This is a genomic window from Ilumatobacter sp. (assembly GCF_965215205.1).
Classification (GTDB): Bacteria; Actinomycetota; Acidimicrobiia; order Acidimicrobiales; family Ilumatobacteraceae; genus Ilumatobacter_A.
Genome location: NZ_OZ244049.1, coordinates 3,477,434 through 3,495,990 on the forward strand (window position 1 = coordinate 3,477,434; position 18,557 = coordinate 3,495,990).

An 18,557-nucleotide genomic window follows, 5' to 3' on the forward strand; every position below is an offset into this window, starting at 1 on the left:
CAGACCGAGGACGTGTCAGAGGTCGTGGCTCAGAGGTCGTGGCTCAGAGGTCGCGGCTCAGAGGTCGTGGCTCAGAGGTCGTAGCGGTACAGGTTGGTCTCGCGCCGGGCGAAGCCGATCCGCTGGTACAGGCGGTTCGCGGCCTCGCGTGACGGTCGGCTGGTCAGGCTGACGTTCTTCGCCCCGCGCCGTCGGGCCTCGTCGAGGGCGGCGGCGTTCAACGACCGACCGACGCCGCGCCCGCGGGCCGACTCGTCGACCACGACGTCCTCGATCCAGGCCTTGAGTCCGGTCGGGATGCGGTAGAGGGCGAGGGTCAGGCTGCCGACGATCGCCCCGTCCGCCCGCGCGAGGAAGAGGACGGTGTCGTCGCCCTCGATCAGCTCGGCGAGCAGGGACCGGTCGGGGGGCGGCGACGACGAGGAGAGCTGGGGGACGAGGCGCGCGAAGGCGTCGACGAGCTCGTCGTCGACGTCGGAGGCGATCTCGATCTCGACGCCGGGTTCGGTCTCGGTCACGCAGCGATCCTACGAGACCGGACCGACCGGGCCGGACCGACGACGCCGGACGGCGGTCCGTCCGGGACGGCGGCGGCGCACGGGTAGCCTGTGGACGTGGGAACCGAGCACGTCCGATGGCTCGCCGAGCCGAGCCTCGATCGCCCCGTGCTGATCGCCGGGTTCACCGGGTGGAACGACGCCGGTGACGCCGCGTCGAGCGCGGTGAGGACGATGATCGAGTCCTGGGGTGCCGACGCCATGGCCGAGATCGACCCGGAGGTCTTCACCGACTTCGCCACGGTGCGTCCCCAGGTCCGCCTCGACGAGGACCGGAACCGCTCGATCGTGTGGCCGACGGTCGGGCTGTGGTCCGCCTCGCTGCCGGGGACCGACGTGATCCTGCTCCTCGGTCCCGAGCCCGCCCTGCGGTGGCGGGGGTTCACCGAGCAGGTGGTCGGCGTGGCCGAGGAGACGGGGGCGACGATGGCGATCTCCCTCGGCGCCCTGCTCGCCGACGTCCCCCACTCGCGACCGGTCCCGCTGTTCGGGACCGCCTCCGACGACGCGCTCGTCGAGCGCTTCGAGCTCCAGCGCTCGCAGTACGAGGGCCCGACGGGCATCGTCGGCGTCCTGCAGGACGCCCTGTTCCGCTCCGGGCTGCCCACGGCGTCGCTGTGGGCCGCGGTCCCCGGCTACGCGTCCCAGCTCCCGTCGCCGAAGGCCGCGATGGCGCTCGTCGAGCGAGCGTGCTCGATGCTCGGCACCCCGGCGCCCCTCACCCGTCTCGCGTCGGCCGCCGCCGAGTACGACGCGCGCGTCGCCGCGATGATCGGCGACGACGACGACATGGTCGAGTACGTCGCGCGCCTCGAGCAGATGGTCGACGAGGCCGACGCCCCCGGCGACGATCTCGGGACCGCGGATCCGATCGATCCCGACGAGCTGATGAACGAGGTCGAGAACTTCCTGCGCGACCAGGACTGAGAGCTCAGACCCGCCAGACGTCGGCGCGCACCGGGTCGAAGGTCGCGTCCGAGCGCTCCCCGTCGATCGCGGCGAACGCCATCGGCGCCCACCACCCGGCTCCCGCCGTCGCCTCGGGCAGCTCGTCGCGGGCGAACCACCCGACGTCGGCCGTCTCCAGCGGGTGCGGTGCCAGCTCGCCCCCCGTCGCGGTGCAGTGGAACAGCAGCATGTACATCCCGAAGCGGCTGAAGCCCATCCGCTGACCGTCGACGACCCCGAGCAGGCGCTCGGCGGCGCAGGCGATCCCCGTCTCCTCGCTGACCTCCTTGACGGCGACCTCGGCGGGCGAGTACCCGACGTCGGCCCACCCGGTGGGGTACAGCCAGATGCCCGAGTCCTTGCGCTGCACGAGCAGGATCTCGCCCGCCTCGTTGCCGACGATCGCGCCGACCGCCGTCTTCGGCGTGACGTAGCCCGGGACGCCCTCGCCGATCGACTCCATCCACTCCCCGACGAAGTGATCGATCTCGTGCGCCGCCTCGAGGGCGTCGTCGGCCGACTCGAGCGCGATCGAGGCGGCCTTGATGTCGCCGGCCACGTGGAGGACCTCCTCGTAGCGCTCGCGCTCGTAGAGGTTCTCGGTGAACGCCATCCCGGTGCGCGCGATCGCGGCGAGCGTCTCGCTCCAGCGCGCCAGGTCTCGTGCGTCGGCCGTCACCTGCGCCAACCTAGGCCACCGTCCGCCGGGGCACCACCCGGTCGCCGGCGACCACCCGCGACGACCTCGCCCGAACCGGTCAGCCGACCGCGTGGAGCAGGGCGCGACGGATCTCACCCCGGTGCTCCACCCCGTTCACCAGCTCGCCCGACCAGGTGCGCACGTAGAACGTGTCGACCACCTCCATGCCCAGGGTGTGCACCGTCGCGTGGCGGATGTCGAGGCCCATCTCGCCGAGCGCCTTCGCGATCCGGTGCAGGATGCCGATCTTGCTGACGGCTCGCACCTCGATGACCGTCGCGTCGCTGGACGCCCCCTCGATGAACTTGACCTCCGGCGGACCGGGGGCGGCCGCCTGCTGGCGCCGGCGCCGGTTGTAGGTCATCGCCCGCTCGACCAGGCGCGCCTCGATGGCGAGCTCGTGGGCGAGCCCCGCGCGCAGGTCGCGCTCGAGCGGCTCCCAGCGCAGCTCGCCGGAACCCGGCCGGATGCGGAACTGCGAGGCGGCCATCGAGTGCGCGTCGGAGTGCGCACGGGCGGTCAGCACGTCGAGGCCGTGCAGCGACAGGACCCCGGCGACCTGCGAGAACGAGCCGGTGGTGTCGGGAGCCACGATCGTCACCAGGTCGTCGTCGAGGCGCAGGTCGACCTCGCCGATCGCCATGCGGGCGAGCGTCTCGGCGTCGGGGAAGAGCCGCCACACCGCCTCGGTCGGGTCGCCGCCGCCGAGCACCTGCCGGGTGCGCACGGTCAGCTCGTCGATCAGCCCCTCCTTCCACGACCCCCACGCCGAGGGTCCGGTGGCGAGCGAATCGGCCTCCGTCAGCGCGCGCAGGAGCTCGAGGCGCTCCACCGAGCCGACGAGCCCGGCGAGCAGGTCGATCGTGGCCGGATCGGCGATGTCACGGCGCATCGCGATCTCCGAGAGCAGGAGGTGGTGCTCGACCATCGCGACCAGGGTCGCGGTGTCCCGGCGGTCGAAGCCGAGGCGCGGACCGATCTCGCGCACCAGATCCATGCCCACCTCGGTGTGATCGCCCGGGGAGCCCTTGCCGATGTCGTGGAGCAGAGCGCCGACGACGAGCAGGTCGGGTCGGCCGACGTGTTCGACGAGGGCCGCCGCGTTCGCCGCCGCCTCCCACAGGTGCCGGTCGACGGTGAAGCGGTGGTACGCGTTGCGCTGCGGCTTGGACCGCACCGGCTCCCACTCCGGCAGCAGGCGACCGATGAGGCCGGAGTGGTCGAGCGCCTCGAGCACCGGGATCGCCCGGTGCCCCTCGAGCAGCAGGGCGACCAACTCGTTGAGCGCCCCGACCGGCCAGCGGTCGGGCCACGGCTCGACCTCGGCCTCGAAGCGCTCCAGCGTCCCTCGGGAGATGCGGCACTCGTGGCGAGCCGCCGCCACGGCCGCCTGGAGGGTGAGGGCGGGCGCCTGGCGCGGGTCGGCCCCCTCGGTGAGCGAGATCTCGCCGTCGTGCAGCACGACGCCGGGCGCGATCGGGCGGTCGGCGGCGCGATCGCGGTCGCCGACGCGGTTCCACGCCTCGTCGCACAGCCACGACACGTTGCGACCGGCCTCGGCGACGTCGGCCATCATCGCGTCGGCGTCGGACCAGCCGCCGCAGCTCGCGATCGCGTCCTGGTCCTCGAGGCGCATCACGTCGCCCGGGCGCTCGGTCGCGAGGTGCAGCGCGACCCGTGCCCGCAGCAGGGTGTCGTAGTGGTCGTCGAGCTCGGAGACGTCGCGATCGAAGACGTCGAGCCCGGACGCGATCGCCCACCACACCGTCTGCACGTCGCGCAGGCCGCCGTGACCGTCCTTGAGGTCGGGTTCGAGCCGGTAGGCGACGTCGGCCGACTCCGCCTGGCGCTCGCGCATCCGCTGGCGCAGGGACGACAGGTAGCTCGTGCGGTTGGCGGCCCACGCCGAGCGACCGCGGGCGGTGACCTCGGCGGCGATCTCGGTGTCGCCGGCGAGGTAGCGGGCGGTGAGCAGGGCGGTGGCCGAGTCGAGGTCGCCGTCGACGAGGTCGACCTGCTCGACCACGCGGCGCACCGCGTGGCCGAGCTTGACCCCCGAGTCCCACAGCGGGTACCAGATGGCGCTCGCGATCGGCTCGATCTCCGTGCTCACGCGCCGCGGACGAGCTCCGTGGACGAGGAGCAGGTCGAGGTCGCTGAACGGTGCCAGCTCGCCGCGCCCGTAGCCGCCGACCGCCAGCAGCGCGACCCGGGACTCGTTCGGGTTCTCGCGCAGGGCCGACTCGAACAGCTCGATCACCCACCGGTCGGTGATCGTCGCCAGGGCGACGCAGTAGTCACGTCCCCGGCGGGCGCCCGCCGCTGCGGCCACCCCCGGCTCGATGGCCCCGGTCGACGCCTGCTCGACGTGGTCGCTGCGCAGCGTCGGGCTCACCGAGGCGAGGGTACCGTGGCGGGGATGGCTTGCCGAGACGTCCGCGCCGTGGCGGGCCGCCGCCGTGCACGAGGGGCCGCAGGCGCCGTCGCGATCGCCGCGGGGACGCTCGCCGCGTGCACCGGCGACGGCTCGGGAGATCCGACTCCGACCGCGGCGACCACGACGACCGCGCCGCCGGCCCCGACGGTCGACGACGGCGTGTTGCGCATCGGCGTCCTCGTCCCCGATGATTCGACGGGCGTCAGCACCGCGGTCACCACCGCCGCCCAGCGCACCGTCGACGACGTGAACGCGGCGGGCGGGGTGCTCGGTCGTGACGTCGACCTCGTGTTCGAGAACGAGGGGACGACGCCGGCCGCCACCACCACCGCGATCGAGACCCTCGTCGCCGAGGGCGCGCCCGGCGGCGTCGACGCGATCATCGGCCCGCTGTCGTCCACGAACGCGATCGGCGCGCTCGACGCCGCGGTGTCGGCGAAGGTCGTCACCTGCTCACCGGCCGCGAGCGCGATGGCGCTCGACGACTACCCCGACGACGGGTTGTTCTTCCGGACGATCCCGACCGACTCGCTCCAGGCCGTGGCGATCGCGCAGCAGGCACGCGAGACGGGGGCGACCCAGATGGCGATCGTCCACGTCGACGACGCGTACGGCCGACCGTACGCGGAGGCGGTGCGCGACGCGCTCGCCTCCGACGGCTCGACCGTCGTCGACGTGATCGCGGTCGCGGCGGGCGACGACGAGCTCGGCGACGACCTGGCCGGGGTCGGCGAGGCGCAGGTGGTGATCGTGCTGGGAGGGGGGACCGACACGGCCCGCTTCCTCGAGGCGATCGCCGCGCGCGGGCCGTCGCCCGCCGCCGTGATCGTGAACGACGCCGCACGCAGCCCGGGCAACGCTCCGATCGTGTCGTCGCTCCCCGCGGACTTCCGGAACCGGATCGTCGGGGTCGCGCCCCAGATCACCGTGCGCCCCGCCGGCCTCGACGACCTGCCGGTCCCGTTCGCCCCCCAGATCGACGACTGCGTCAACCTGATCGCGCTCTCGGCCGTCCAGGGCGGGTCCGACGCGCCGACCGCGATCGCCGCGCAGATGTCGCCGGTGTCGGAGAGCGGCAGCGTGTGCCGCGACTTCGCCACCTGCCGCGCCCAGCTCGCCGATCGCCTTCAGATCAACTACCAGGGCCTCACCGGAATCACCGACCTCGCTCGCGACGGCGACCCCGGCCGGGGGCGGTTCGACCTCTACCGCTTCGACGCCGACGGAGCCGACGTCTACGACGAGCGGACGATCACCGTCGGACCCTGAGCGGTCGTCGGCGTCAGCGACCGAGGACCTCGGCGACGTCGTCGAGGTAGCCGACGTAGAACGCCCCGAACTCGCCGTAGAGCGCGGATCCCTCGTCGAAGCGCATGGTGTAGACGACGTCCTTGAGCACCTCGGGGCTGAGCGCGAACAGGGTCACCCCCCACTCGAAGTCGTCGAGCCCGGTGGACGCCGTCACCAGCTGGACGACCTTGCCGGCGAACGTCCGGCCGCTGGTGCCGTGCTCCATCATCATCGAGCGCCGCTCGTCGAAGGGGGTCGCGAACCAGTTCGCGTGCGCCTCGCGCTTCTTGCTCATGGGGTAGAAGCAGAACGCGCTCTTGCCCTCCGGGGGCAGCTCGGGGTGGAGCCGGGCCTGCAGCATCTCCGTCGGCATCCCCGACGCGTACTCGCTGACCTCGGTGATCGAGACGTAGCTGTCGACGACGACCAGACCGGCGTGCTGCAGCGCCGTCTGGAGCCGGCGCAGGACGCGCCAGTCCGTCGACAGCGCCATGAAGCAGACGTCGGCCTTGTGGCCGAGGATCGCGGCCGTGACCACCTGGCAGTCGTCGGCGCGCGCCGCCTTCACCGCCGCCACGACCGCCTCGCGATCGGTGCCCGGGGTGGGCTTCGCGAACAGGTGGACGACGCTCAGGCCCTCTTCCATCAGCATCGGTCCATCCTACCGACGCCCCCGATCACGCCCGGTCGGGGCCGGGGTCGGGTCCGGCGCCCGGATCCGAGCGGGCGCCGATCAGCCGAGGCGCTCGGGGGAGTACAGGTTGAACCCGTCGCCGCGCCCGAACCCGGCGAGGACCAGGTTTGCCCGCCGCGCCGCGTCGACCGCGAGCACGGTCGGCGCGCTGACCGCGACGAGCGTCGAGAACCCGGCGGCCCACGCCTTCTGCACCATCTCGATGCTCGCCCGACCGCTGACGAACAGCCCGAGGCCGCGGGCCGGCAGCGGCGGCAGGCCGCGCGACCCGAGCACCATCGCCCCCACCACCTTGTCGACCGCGTTGTGGCGCCCGACGTCCTCGCGCGTCACGAGGATCGAACCGTCGCGGTCGAACGCGGCCGCCGCGTGCACCGACCCGGTCGAGGAGAACAGGCCCTGTCCGTCGCGGACCCGCTCGGGGATCGCACCGAGCAGGTCGAGGTCGACGGTGCCGGGCTCCGGGAGCGGTGCGAGCCGGTCGCACATCTCGTCGAGCTGCTCGGACCCGCACCACCCGCAGCTCGACGACACGTTCCCGAGGCGCGGGGTCGGGGTCGGGGCGCGACCCCCCGTCTCGACCGTGACCACGTTGAACGACGACTCCATCGCGCTGGCTCCGGCGCAGTACCTGACGTTGACGACCGGCGCACCGGCGAGCAGCCCCTCGGTCAGGCAGAAGCCGGCGGCGAGCTCGTGGTCGTGGCCCGGCGTGCGCATCGTCGTCGACACGAGGGTGCCGTCGAGCTGGATCGACATCGGCTCCTCGACGATCAGCTCGTCGGGTCGGCGAGCAGCCGAGCGCTCCCCGGGCTCGGGCCCCACCCGGGTGACGATCCGACGCTCGCTGCGACGACGCGCCACGTCAGCTCCCGGCGGCCGGGCGCGCGTCCGCGCTCTCGACGGTGGACGCGAGCGCGTCCGCGAAGCGCTCGAGCGACGACGGCCCGGTCGCGAAGAAGAACGACGGCTCGATGAGCTCGAGCTCCACGACGACGAAGGACTCCTCGCCCGACGCGGCGCGCATCGGCGCGACGTCGACGCGCGCGAAGAAGACGTCGTCGAGGTCGGTCACGGCGCGGCAGCCGAGCGCGCGCTCGGCGAGCTCGACCTCGGACCCCGACGGGACGCGGGGGTCGATCCGCTCCTTCGCGAACAGGTCACCCTCGCGCTCGACCTCGGTGGTGGTGAGGATCGCGCCCTTCCCGAAGGCGTTGACCAGCTCGAGCCGTCCCCCGATCCGGGCGAAGCACAGGCCGGTCTCGCCGCGCTCGTCGAGCAGCTCGAGGTAGGGCTGGACGATGGCCGTCCGCCCCCGGGCGTGGAGGAGCGCGACGTGGTCGGCCACCTCGTCGGGTTCGCAGCGCCGTGCACCGTCGGCGCCGGCCCCCACGGTCGGCTTCACGACGTGCACCCCCTCGACCGTCGGGGCCGACTCGCCCGGCGCGACGAACGCCGTCGACGGGATCGCGACGTCGGCCGCGGCGAGCTCGGCGAGGTAGCGCTTGTCCGAGCTCCACCGGATGGCGTCGGGCGAGTTGAGCAACCGGGTCCGCTCGGCCACGCGGTCCGTCCAGTCGAGGAACTCGGCGAGCCGGTCGGTGTAGTCCCACGTCGAGCGCACGACGGCGACGTCGAAGCGCTCCCAGTCGACGCCGAGGTCGTCCCACGCGACCACCTCAACCCGGTCGCCTCCGAGGCGGTCGCGCATCGCCGACGCCAGCGGTTCGAGATCGGGATCGAGGTGGGCGGCGACCTCCGCGGTGACGAGCCCGAGCACCCCGCCAGCCTACGGGTGACCGGAGGCCGCTCGGGGGGCGCGAACTACGGTGGCGCCATGACGCAGGACGACACGACGCCCGACGCGGCACCGCCCCCGGCCGGCTCCCCGCAGGTGTCGGCGACCGGTGACGAGGTCGCGAGCGCGGCGGCCCCGACGACGTTCGCGCGCAACGTCGCGACCGAGCTCGTCGCGACGACGCTGGTGGTGCTCGCCGGGCCGGGCTCGGTGGTGCTCTCCCAGGGACGGATCGGCGCGCTGGGGTTCGCGATCTCGATCGGCGTCGCGATGGCGGTCGCGATCGGCGTGATCGGCGCGGTGGCGAACCCGGCGTTCACCCTCGCGATGCTGATGTCGCGGATGATCTCGGTGCGCGAAGCGGTCGGTGACTGGGTCGGCCAGGTGGCCGGCGGCGTCCTCGGCGCCGCGCTCGTCTTCGGCATCGACGACCTGACCCGGTTCTCCGACGGGGCGAACGGCTGGGATCGCGACGTGTACCCCGGGCTCGGGTCCGTGCTCGCGGCCGAGCTCGTGTTCGGGGTGGTGATCGTGGTCGTGGTGCTGTCCGCGACGAGCCGCGCCATGACGACCTCGGCGATCGGCGCGTTCACCGGAGCGACCTACGGCCTGGCCAACCTCGTGCTGTTCCACGTCGACGGCGGCGGGCTGAACCCGGCGCGCTCGATCGGGTGGGCGATCTTCTCCGACACAGATCCGAGCGCGCTCGGGCAGCTGTGGGCCTTCGTGCTCGTACCGCTGGTCGCCGCCGTCGCCGCCGTCTTCGTGTGGCTCGCGATCGACGACGCGGTCGTCGACGACACGGTGTTCGACGACACCTTCGTCGACGACCTCGGCGATCGGGTCGCGGGCCGCTCCGGGTGAGCGGGCCCGCCGTGGTGCGTCGGTCCTCCGGCTCGGTCGTCCGGTTCGGTCGTCCGGCTCAGTAGTCCATGTCGGGCATCGCCGGCGCGGCCGCCTCCGGCTTGTCGACGATGACCACCTCGGTGGTGAGGAACAGCGCGGCGATCGACGCGGCGTTCTGGAGTGCGGAGCGGGTCACCTTCGCGGCGTCGATGACACCGAGCTCGACCAGATCGGTGTACTCGCCGGTGGCCGCGTTGAGTCCCACGTCACCCTTCATCCCGAGCACCTTGTCGACGACGACGCCGCCGTTGAACCCGGCGTTCTCGGCGATCTGCGAGATCGGCCCGACGAGGGAGTCGGCGACCAGGCGGGCGCCGGTGGCCTCGTCGCCCTCGAGCACGTCGGCGACGGCGTCGACCTTCGCCTTCGCCCGCAGCAGGGTCACACCGCCTCCGGCGACGACGCCCTCCTCGATCGCGGCCTTGGTGGTGGAGACCGCGTCCTCGATGCGGTGCTTCTTCTCCTTCAGCTCGACCTCCGTCGCGGCGCCGACCTTCAGCACCGCCACGCCACCGGTCAGCTTCGCGAGGCGCTCGGAGAGCTTCTCGCGGTCGTAGTCGGAGTCGGTGTTGTCGATCTCCGCGCGGATCTGGTTGATCCGGCCCGCGATCGCGCCGCTGTCGCCCGCGCCCTCGATGATCGTCGTCTCACCCTTCGCGATCACCACGCGCGTGGCCTGGCCCAGGAGCTCGGCGGTGACCTGCTCCAGCTGGAGCCCGACCTCGTCGCTGATGACCTGGGCGCCGGTGAGGGTCGCCATGTCCTGCAGCATCGCCTTGCGCCGGTCGCCGAACCCGGGCGCCTTGACCGCCGCGGCGCGCAGCGTCCCACGGATCTTGTTCACCACGAGGGTGGCGAGCGCTTCGCCGTCGACGTCCTCCGCGATGATCACCAGCGGGCGACCGGCCTGCATCGCGATCTCGAGCACGGGCACGAGGTCCTTGATCGAGCTGATCTTGGCCGGCACGAACAGCAGGTACGGATCGTCGAAGTCGACCTCCATCCGCTCGGTGTCGGTGACCATGTACGGCGACAGGTAGCCCTTGTCGAAGCGCATCCCCTCGACGAGGTCCATCTCCATCCCGAAGGTCTGGCCCTCCTCGACGGTGATCACGCCGTCCTTGCCGACCTTGTCGATCGCGTCGGCGATCATCTGACCGATCTCCTCGTCGGCCGCCGAGATCGCCGCGACCGACGCGATCTGCTCGCGGTCCTCGGCCGGCTTGGCGCTGGCCCGGATCGCCTCGACGGCGGCCTCCACACCGGCCTCGATGCCGCGCTTGAGCGCCATCGGGTTCGCTCCGGCGGCGAGGTTGCGCAGGCCCCCGGTGACGATGGTGGCAGCGAGCACGGTGGCGGTCGTCGTCCCGTCGCCGGCCACGTCGTCGGTCTTCTTCGCGACCTCCTTCACGAGGTCCGCGCCCAGCTTCTGGAACGGATCGGACAGATCGATGTCCTTCGCGATCGTCACGCCGTCGTTGGTGATCGTCGGCGAACCCCACTTCTTGTCCAGCACGACGTTGCGACCGCGCGGGCCGAGGGTGACGCGAACCGCGTGCGCGAGCTGGTTCATGCCCGACTCGAGTGAACGACGGGCCTCGGAATCGTAGGAGATGAGCTTTGCCATGTCTGGCACTCTACGCCGTCGAGTGCCAGCGGAGCAACGGCCGCCCGAGGGGGCGGATCAGCCCCCGGCGACGGCCGGGATGATCGAGACGGTGATCTCGTCGCCGACCGCGGTGTCGAGCCCGTCGAGGTAGCGCACGTCGTCGTCGTCGACGAAGACGTTGACGAACTTGCGCAGCGAGCCGTCCTCGTCGAGGAGCCGCTCCCCCATCCCGGGGTGCGCGCTCTCGAGCTCGTCGATCACGGACCCGAGCGTGCCGGGCTCGACCCGGACCTGCTTCTCTCCGCCCGTGAGGGGGCGCATCGTGGTGGGGATCCGGACGGTCGCAGCCATCCCGGCACGCTACCGCTGAACCCGACCGAGTCGGTCGGGATTCGCTCGGGGGCGGGGCGAACCGGTCGACGGTTAGGGTCGGCGGCCATGCGGGTCCTGGCGGCGCCAGACAAGTTCAAGGGATCGGCTACCGCGCACGAGGTCGCCGCCGCGATCGGGCACGCGTGCTGGGAGCTCGGCGTGGACTGCGTCGAGATCCCGATGGCCGACGGCGGCGACGGCCTGCTCGACGTGCTCGGAGGCGTCAACCGCCGCACCACCGTCACCGGGCCGCTCGGCGATCCCGTCGAGGCCGGATGGAGGCTCTCCGCGGGGACCGCCGTGATCGAGATGGCGCGCGCCAGCGGCCTCGTCGTCGCCGGCGGGATCGAGGGCAACGACCCGCTCGACGCCACGACCACCGGGACCGGGGAGCTGATCGACCACGCGCTCGACGCCGGTGCGCGCAGGATCATCGTCGGGCTCGGCGGGTCGGCGACGACCGACGGCGGCTTCGGCGCGATCCGTGCGATCACCGCGATCGCACGGATCACGCAGGTCGAGCTGCTCGTCGCGTGCGACGTCACCACCCGGTTCCGCGACGCCGCCCGGGACTTCGGTCCGCAGAAGGGAGCGACGGCCGCCCAGGTCGAGTTCCTCACCCGACGTCTCGACCGGCTGGCGCAGATGTTCGCCGACGACTTCGACGTCGACGTCACCGAGGTCCCCGGCGGCGGCGCGGCCGGCGGCCTCGGCGGGGCCCTCGCCGCGCTGGGCGGGCGGCTCGTCCCGGGCTTCGAGCTCGTCGCCGATGAGCTCGACCTGTTCGACCACCTCGACGCCGACGACCCGGACCGCGTCGAGCTGGTGATCACCGGGGAGGGCCACCTCGACCGGTCGAGCTTCGACGGCAAGGTCGTCGGCGGCATCGCCGGGCTGGCCGGCGACGCCGGGATCGCCGCCGCGGCGATCGTCGGCGCCGCGGCCCCCGGGATCGTCGAGAGCGCGACGAGCCTGGCGGAGGTGGCCGTGCTCAGCGACCTCTACGGGCCCCAGGCGTCGCTCGAGCGCCCCAAGGAGATGATCGAGCGCGCGGCCACCGCGATCGTCGACGCGGCGATGCGCTGAGCGCCGGGAGCGGATCCGACCCGACGGAGCGCGACGACGGGGCCCGTCGGATCAGGCGTCGGTGCCGGTCGGGGTCGACGACTCGCCGTCGGTCGACGCGGGTTCCGGAGCCGTCGCCGCGCCGCTCGCCGACAGCTCGGCGATGGTGCGCCCCGCCTCGTTGTCGCCCAGCATTAGCAGGACCCCGGCCGAGCCGAGGTCGCCGCTCACCGTCGGCGCGGGGGTCTCGACGACCTGCACCTCGAGGCCGCCGAGGTCGCGCGACACCGACTGCGCGACCTGATCGGCGCCCACGATCGCCTCGTCGTAGTAGACGGCGCTCACGTCGCGGTTCTGGCCGCTCGCGTTCGTCGGGTCCTCGACCGAGTAGCCGGCCTCGATCAGCTCGCTCGACATGTCGCCGGCCGAGCCGCCGACGCTGTTGCCGTTCGCGACGATGACCGACGCGCCATCGACCACGCGGGGCACGGTGGTGGTGGTCGTGGTGGTCTCCTCGGGCGGCACGGTGACGTCACCGATCGCCGGGATGCTGTCGTCGGTGGTCTCCTCCGAGGTCTCGACCCCGGCGCCCGAGCCGGCGGTGGTCCCGTCGTCGACCAGGTTGCGCAGGATCAGGAACCCGATCACCACCGCGACCACGGCGAGCGCCACGGTCAGCCACGAGCCGACCGGTGATCCGCCCACGCCCTGGCGCGGCGTCCGTCGGGCGCCGCCGTAGCCGGTCTCCTCGTTGCTCACGCCTGCTGCCCCTCTCGTCCGCCTGACGACGCCAGGTCGACCCCATCATGGCGCAGACGGCGGGCGCGCAGTCGAAGTCGCTTGAGTCGACGAACGACGAGGGGATCGTGGTCGAGCGCGGCGGGGTCGTCGAGCACCGCCGTGAGCTCCGCGTGGTACTCGTCGGGTGAGCACTGGAAGCGCGCCCGGATGACCTGGTCGCGCGGGTCGTCGTTGTCCCACCACGACCGTTCGAAGTCGAGCATGGCGGCGTGACGTTCGGAGAGCATCACCGCACAGGTTGCTCGCCCGGGCAGGGGGTTGCAAGCACCCTCCCCGGATCGGTCGCCTCGTCCGCCCATCCGGTCGCCCCACCTACACTCCCGGCCGTGCCTCGTCCCTTCATGATCGGTGTCGCCGGGGGGAGCAGCTCGGGCAAGACGACGATCTCGGAGCGCCTGTCCGCGCTGACGGGCGAGGACCACCTCTCGCTGATCGAGCTCGACTCCTACTACCTCGACCGCGGCGACGAGACGATCGAGGAGCGCAGCCAGGCGAACTACGACCACCCGGAGGCGTTCGACTGGACGCTGCTCAACGACCACCTCGCCGCCCTGGCGAACGGGGCGTCGGTGCCGGTGCCGATCTACGACTACGCCCAGCACAACCGGTCGGGGGAGACGCGCCTCGTCGAGCCCAACCGGATCGTCGTCGTCGACGGGATCCTCGTCCTCTACGACCGCTCGCTGCGCGAGCGGTTCGATCTGAAGATCTTCGTCGACACCGCGGCCGACGTGCGCCTGGTGCGGCGGTTGCGGCGCGACGTCGCCGAGCGCGGCCGGACCGCCGAGAGCGTCATCGAGCAGTACCTCACGACCGTGAAGCCGGCCCACGAGCGCTTCATCGAGCCGAGCAAGCGCTACGCGGACGTGATCATCCCCGAAGGTGGGCTGAACCGACCAGCGCTCGACGTGCTGCTCGCGCGGGTGCGCGAGCTGGTGAGCGACCCCGACGGCGCGATCGACCCGATCTCGGCGTCAGCGCCCGGCTGAGGCGCCGGCCTCCGACGCCACCGCGCCGCGCAGCACGAGCAGGTGCTCGACGAGGGTCAGCAGGGCGTGCTTGACCGACTCGCGATCGCGCGCGTCGATCTGCACCACGGGGACGTGCGCGCCGAGCGTGAGCGCGGTGCGGATCTGCTCGGCCGAGCCGTCGGGCGAGTGGTCGAAGCCGTTCGCCGCGACGACGAACGGGATCCCCTTCGCCTCGAAGTAGTCGATCGCGGCGTGGCTGTCGGCGAGGCGTGCGGTGTCGAGCATCACCACCGCCCCCAGCGCGCCGAGCGCGACCTGGTCCCACATGAACGCGAACCGGTTCTGGCCCGGTGTGCCGAACAGGTACACGACGACGTCGTCGCTCACCGCGATCCGGCCGAAGTCCATCGCGACGGTCGTCGACGTCTTCGACTCGACCCGGCTGGCATCGTCGCTGACCGCGGCGGCCGCGGTCATCGACGCCTCGGTCGACAGCGGGCTGATCTCGGAGACGGCGCCGACGAAGGTCGTCTTGCCGACCCCGAAGCCGCCGGCCACGACGATCTTCGCCGAGCGCGTCGCACGGGTGGTCGTCGCGCACGCCGCAGCGGCCGGGGTCTCGGACCGGATCGACGGGGGCGGCATGGCCGTCGCCGTCGGTGCGGGCGTCGCCGACGGGGGCTGAGAGGACGGCGGGAGCTGAGAGGTGTTCACGGACGTCTCCATCACAGGATTTGAAGCGCGGATCGGATCTTGAGCAGGAGGTCGATGTCGCCGTCACCGAGGGAGTCGCCGGCGGCGAGCGTGCCCGCCTCGACCATCTCGCTGACCAGCACCACCGCCGCCCGCAGGGGGATCGACAGGTGCGCCGAGACCTCGGCGATCGACATCGGCCCCGTGAGCAGGTCGCAGATGCGGCGGTGCTCGCGCTCGGGGACGGGGGCTCCGCCACCCGGGCCCGACGGGACCGAGACGATCGTCTCGATCGACAGCTCGCGAGCGGCGGCGCGGGTGCGACCGCGGGTGAGCATGAAGCTGCGGACGATCTCGCCACCGGCCTCGTCGTCGCTCGACGGGAGACCCGCCGACGACGGGCCGACGAGAGCGTCGGGCGCGCTCACAGTCGCAGCGAGCCCTTCAGGCGATCGACCACCGCCGGCGACAGGGCGTCGCCGAGCTGCTTGGACAGGCGGCTCATCTCGTAGCCGATCATGCCGAGGTCCGAGTTGCGGTCGGCGACGACGCTGAGCGAGGCGGTGACCGAGATCCGGCTGAGCAGGATCCAGCCGTCGGTCGCCTCGATGATCTGGCGGTGCATCGTGCCGAGGCCGAACAGGTCGACCGAGCTGTCGGTGAGGCTCGCGAGGCCGGACGCGATCGCGGCGAACGTGTCCTGGCGGGCGGCGTCGACGCCCGGAGACGACGCGAGGTGCATCCCGTCGGCCGACACGGTCTGCGCGTAGCGCACCCCGTCGGTGTCGTCGACGAAGCGTCCGAGGACGAAATCGAGATCCGGGTCGGTGTGACCGGTCGTGGTGGTCATGGGCGTTCCTCTCGTTCGGCGCGGGCGATGCCGCTCTGGAAGCCGGACAGGTGGAACCGGATCGCGTCCGGGTCACCCTCGGGGCGGTCGATGTCGGGCTGGGTCGCATCGGCACCCGGTTCGCTCACCGCGTCGAGGCGCATCGACCCGGTGAGCGAGGCGATGACGCCGGTGTCGGGCAGGTTCGCGCCGGGGGTGCGACGCGACGCCGCGAAGACCGAGAGAGGATCGTCCTGGGACGGGCTCGGCACGAGGTCCGTCACGCCGGGGTCGGCGCTCGCGGAGGCGTCGGGCGCGTCGGGCGCGTCGGACGTCCCGGGGAGCGTCGGCCACGACGCCTCGGCCGGCGACATCGGCGCCTCGGCCGCCGGCGCCTCGACCACGGGCGACGACGACAGCGAGAGGGACGGCGACGACGGCGAGAGGGAGGGCGACGACGGTGAGGGGGTCGGCGACGGAGACGGCACCGGGCTCGGTCCGGCGGCGATCGAGCCGAGCGACGGTGCGCTCGGGAACTCGGTCGCCGCGGGTTCGAGGCGCGGGCGCGGAGGCTGCTCCTCGACGGTCCTCGCGATGGGTGTCGGCCCCGCGGGCACCGGGTCCGCGGCGACCGGCGACGGCTCGGACTCCGGATCCGGCTGCGGCTGCGGCTCGGCCACGACGGGCGGGGACTCGACGACCGGCTCGGGCGCCGACGGCGCGGCGGGGGGCGCCTCGGGCCGCGGCGCGCACGGGGCGTCCGGCGGGGGCGGAGTCGCCGGCGCGACGGCGGCCGGTGGGACGGCGGCGAGCGGGACGGCCGGAGCGTCCGGCGTCGACGGAGCGGCGGGGGTCGTGTCGAACGCCGCGACCAGCTGCGACGCCGTGGGCACGACCGAGCCGACCGGGAGCACCACGCGGGCGACGACGCCTCCGAGCTCACCGCGCCCGAGCTCGACGCGGATCGAGTGGCGCGCGGCGAGTCGTCCGATGACGTAGTGGCCGAGGAACTCCGACGGGGTCTCGGCCTGGTCGGACGCCCTCTCGATGCGCTCGTTCGCCTCGGCGACCTGCTCGTCGGTCATCCCGAGGCCCTGGTCGCTGACCACGACCACGTGGCCGTCGCCGCTGGCGTCGGCGCCGAGGTGCACCTCGGTCGACGGCGGTGAGAACGACAGCGCGTTCTCGACCAGTTCGGCGAGCAGGTGGGTGAGATCCGCGACGAGGTCCCCGTGGATCTCGACGTCGTCCACCTCGATGCGCACCCGGTCGTAGCCCTCGACCTCGGACAGCGCGGCACGGGCGATGTCGTACATCTCGACCGGGTGGTCCCAGCTGCGCGACTGGCCGGCGCCGGCGAGCACGAGGAGGGACTCGGCGTTGCGCCGCATGCGGGTGGCGACGTGGTCGATCTCGTAGAGGGCGGCGAGCTTGTCGGGATCGCTCTCGTCCTGCTCGATCGCCGTGAGACGGCGCAGGAGGCGGTTCACGAGGCGCTGGTTGCGACGGCCGAGGTTGACGAACATGTCCGCCACGACGCGACGCGAGCCGGCCTGCTCGGCGGCGAGCTGGACGGCGGTGCGGTGCATGTCGTTGAACGCCTCGACGAGGGCGCCGATCTCGTCGTTCGACTCCGACTCGATCTCGACGACCTCGGGCATCTCGTCGATGTCGCCGCGGCGCATCGCCGCGACGACGCCGGGGAGCTCGACGTTCGCGATCTGCTGCGAGCGCTCGGTGAGGCGCTCGAGCGGCGACTTGATCGCCCGGTACAGGATCCGCAGCGTCAACCCGGCGACGACCACGACCCAGAGGCCCACGAGCGCCCACAGGACGAGGTCGCGGGTCGCGTCGGACACCGTGGAGTCGGCCTGGCGGCTCACCGACTCGAGGACCTCGTCCGCGATCGCGTCGTACTCGGCGGCCACGGCGGCACCCGTCGCGTTCAACCCCGTCGCCTCGGCGAGCGGGTTCACCCCGGCCGTCGTGGATGCCGCCGAGCGCCGGAACGTCGCGTAGCGCTCGGCCAGGTCGGTCTCGCCCAGTGCGACGAGCGCGGACGCGAGCTCGTCGGAACCGAGGTCGTCGACGAGGTCACGGCTGGTGTCGGTCGCCCGCAGCGCCGCGAGCACCGAGTCGACCACGCCGTCGTCGATGATCAGGGTGGGGGTGCCGCTGAGGCGCAGGAGGGCGGAGAGCTCGACGAACTGGTCGCCGCTCAAGCGACGCACCAGGTCGTGGTCGCGCAGCAGACGGGCCGTCTCGACGTCGGTGATCGCCGAGGCGGAGACCTCGAACCCGCCGAGGACCTCGGTCGGCAGCACGTTCAACCGACGCAGCGCCGCGCTGACGGTGCCGGCCTCGGTGGACGGGTCGGCGCCCTCCTCGCCGGGAGCGTCGGCCTGCCACGTCTCGAGGTCGTAGGTGGCGCGGATGCGCTCGGGGTCGTCGCCCATCGTGGCGCGCAGCTCGGTCAGCTCGGCCGCGGACGCGAGCACGGTGCGCCGGGTGAGCCCGGGGAGCCCGAGCTCGTCGGCGCGGATGTCCTCGATCGCGGCATCGGTCGCGGCGCGCGCCCTCGAGAGGTCGTCCGCCGTCGTGGTCCGGTCGCTCACCGCGACCGATTCGGCGCCGAGCGCATCGGCGACCGCCGACACGGCCCGCAGCCGTGCGACCTCGTCGGCCTGGCGCGTCGCCGTCTCGCGCCGGTCGGCCGAGTCGTCGATGCGGACCCCGATCAGGGCGACCACGATGATCATGGGGAAGACGAGCGCGGCCACCAGCTTCAGTCGCAGCGGGATGGATCTCGGTGACACGTGCGCTCCTCGGAGGTGGTGGCGACGGCCGCCCCGCGGACGGGACCGGCTCACGACTCACATCGGACGCG

The 18,557-nt window shown here is 72.8% G+C and carries 19 protein-coding genes; 5 read left to right on the forward strand and 14 right to left on the reverse strand.

Annotated elements, in window-relative coordinates:
• Positions 1-71 precede the first annotated feature (71 nt).
• The gene (locus tag ACOOHC_RS16230) at positions 72-518 is read right to left on the reverse strand and encodes a GNAT family N-acetyltransferase (RefSeq protein ID WP_420451436.1); all 447 of its coding nucleotides are present in this window, start codon (positions 516-518) and stop codon (positions 72-74) included.
• A gap of 96 nt (positions 519-614) precedes the next feature.
• On the opposite strand from ACOOHC_RS16230, the gene ACOOHC_RS16235 reads away from it, so the two are divergent.
• Positions 615-1,484, forward strand: coding sequence for a PAC2 family protein (locus tag ACOOHC_RS16235; protein ID WP_420451437.1), 870 nt, complete (start codon positions 615-617; stop codon positions 1,482-1,484).
• 4 nt (positions 1,485-1,488) lie between these two features.
• On the opposite strand, the gene ACOOHC_RS16240 is transcribed toward ACOOHC_RS16235, so the two are convergent.
• Positions 1,489-2,184 carry an NUDIX hydrolase N-terminal domain-containing protein gene (locus ACOOHC_RS16240; RefSeq protein ID WP_420451438.1) on the reverse strand — a complete coding sequence of 232 codons (696 nt, stop codon included), beginning with the start codon at positions 2,182-2,184 and terminating at the stop codon, positions 1,489-1,491.
• A gap of 79 nt (positions 2,185-2,263) precedes the next feature.
• Positions 2,264-4,600 carry a [protein-PII] uridylyltransferase gene (locus tag ACOOHC_RS16245; protein ID WP_420451439.1) on the reverse strand — a complete coding sequence of 779 codons (2,337 nt, stop codon included), beginning with the start codon at positions 4,598-4,600 and terminating at the stop codon, positions 2,264-2,266.
• 24 nt (positions 4,601-4,624) lie between these two features.
• Here ACOOHC_RS16245 and ACOOHC_RS16250 point away from each other — a divergent pair, with 24 nt between their 5' ends.
• Positions 4,625-5,911 (forward strand): ABC transporter substrate-binding protein, encoded by a 1,287-nt coding sequence (locus ACOOHC_RS16250; protein ID WP_420451440.1) that lies wholly within the window; start codon positions 4,625-4,627, stop codon positions 5,909-5,911.
• A 13-nt stretch (positions 5,912-5,924) separates the two neighbouring features.
• Here the strand turns inward: ACOOHC_RS16250 and ACOOHC_RS16255 are convergent, their stop codons facing one another.
• From ACOOHC_RS16255 to ACOOHC_RS16265, 3 genes are all read right to left on the reverse strand, one after another.
• Positions 5,925-6,584 carry a chlorite dismutase family protein gene (locus tag ACOOHC_RS16255; protein ID WP_420451441.1) on the reverse strand — a complete coding sequence of 220 codons (660 nt, stop codon included), beginning with the start codon at positions 6,582-6,584 and terminating at the stop codon, positions 5,925-5,927.
• Between the two features lie 81 nt (positions 6,585-6,665).
• Positions 6,666-7,451 (reverse strand): formate dehydrogenase accessory sulfurtransferase FdhD, encoded by a 786-nt coding sequence (fdhD, locus tag ACOOHC_RS16260; RefSeq protein ID WP_420451442.1) that lies wholly within the window; start codon positions 7,449-7,451, stop codon positions 6,666-6,668.
• Between the two features lie 40 nt (positions 7,452-7,491).
• Entirely contained in the window at positions 7,492-8,406 is a 915-nt protein-coding gene (locus tag ACOOHC_RS16265) for an ATP-grasp domain-containing protein (protein WP_420451443.1), read from the reverse strand.
• Here ACOOHC_RS16265 and ACOOHC_RS16270 point away from each other — a divergent pair.
• A complete protein-coding gene (locus ACOOHC_RS16270; protein ID WP_420451444.1) occupies positions 8,371-9,288 on the forward strand; it encodes an aquaporin in 918 nt (305 codons plus the stop codon). The genes ACOOHC_RS16265 and ACOOHC_RS16270 overlap by 36 nt on opposite strands.
• Before the next feature lie 58 nt (positions 9,289-9,346).
• Here ACOOHC_RS16270 and groL read toward each other — a convergent pair whose 3' ends face one another.
• On the reverse strand, positions 9,347-10,957 hold the full coding sequence (gene groL, locus ACOOHC_RS16275) for a chaperonin GroEL (protein WP_420451445.1): 1,611 nt from the start codon (positions 10,955-10,957) through the stop codon (positions 9,347-9,349).
• Positions 10,958-11,014: 57 nt separating this feature from the next.
• A complete protein-coding gene (locus ACOOHC_RS16280; RefSeq protein ID WP_420451446.1) occupies positions 11,015-11,290 on the reverse strand; it encodes a MoaD/ThiS family protein in 276 nt (91 codons plus the stop codon).
• 87 nt (positions 11,291-11,377) lie between these two features.
• Between ACOOHC_RS16280 and ACOOHC_RS16285 the strand changes: the two genes are divergently transcribed.
• Positions 11,378-12,397 (forward strand): glycerate kinase, encoded by a 1,020-nt coding sequence (locus ACOOHC_RS16285; protein WP_420451447.1) that lies wholly within the window; start codon positions 11,378-11,380, stop codon positions 12,395-12,397.
• A 51-nt stretch (positions 12,398-12,448) separates the two neighbouring features.
• On the opposite strand, the gene ACOOHC_RS16290 is transcribed toward ACOOHC_RS16285, so the two are convergent.
• Positions 12,449-13,135 carry a LytR C-terminal domain-containing protein gene (locus tag ACOOHC_RS16290; RefSeq protein ID WP_420451448.1) on the reverse strand — a complete coding sequence of 229 codons (687 nt, stop codon included), beginning with the start codon at positions 13,133-13,135 and terminating at the stop codon, positions 12,449-12,451.
• Entirely contained in the window at positions 13,132-13,404 is a 273-nt protein-coding gene (locus ACOOHC_RS16295; protein ID WP_420451449.1) for a DUF3263 domain-containing protein, read from the reverse strand. Before ACOOHC_RS16295 ends, ACOOHC_RS16290 begins: the two co-directional genes overlap by 4 nt.
• Before the next feature lie 99 nt (positions 13,405-13,503).
• Here ACOOHC_RS16295 and udk point away from each other — a divergent pair, with 99 nt between their 5' ends.
• Entirely contained in the window at positions 13,504-14,166 is a 663-nt protein-coding gene (gene udk / locus ACOOHC_RS16300; protein ID WP_420451450.1) for a uridine kinase, read from the forward strand.
• Here the strand turns inward: udk and ACOOHC_RS16305 are convergent.
• The 4 genes from ACOOHC_RS16305 to ACOOHC_RS16320 form a co-directional block, all read right to left on the reverse strand.
• Positions 14,152-14,793, reverse strand: a complete 642-nt coding sequence (locus ACOOHC_RS16305; RefSeq protein WP_420453816.1) for a GTP-binding protein — start codon at positions 14,791-14,793, stop codon at positions 14,152-14,154. The genes udk and ACOOHC_RS16305 overlap by 15 nt on opposite strands.
• Before the next feature lie 80 nt (positions 14,794-14,873).
• On the reverse strand, positions 14,874-15,269 hold the full coding sequence (locus ACOOHC_RS16310) for a DUF742 domain-containing protein (protein ID WP_420451451.1): 396 nt from the start codon (positions 15,267-15,269) through the stop codon (positions 14,874-14,876).
• Positions 15,266-15,691 carry a roadblock/LC7 domain-containing protein gene (locus tag ACOOHC_RS16315; RefSeq protein WP_420451452.1) on the reverse strand — a complete coding sequence of 142 codons (426 nt, stop codon included), beginning with the start codon at positions 15,689-15,691 and terminating at the stop codon, positions 15,266-15,268. The genes ACOOHC_RS16310 and ACOOHC_RS16315 overlap by 4 nt, the downstream gene beginning before the upstream one ends.
• The gene (locus tag ACOOHC_RS16320; RefSeq protein ID WP_420451453.1) at positions 15,688-18,486 is read right to left on the reverse strand and encodes an ATP-binding protein; all 2,799 of its coding nucleotides are present in this window, start codon (positions 18,484-18,486) and stop codon (positions 15,688-15,690) included. The genes ACOOHC_RS16315 and ACOOHC_RS16320 overlap by 4 nt, the downstream gene beginning before the upstream one ends.
• Positions 18,487-18,557 lie beyond the last annotated feature (71 nt).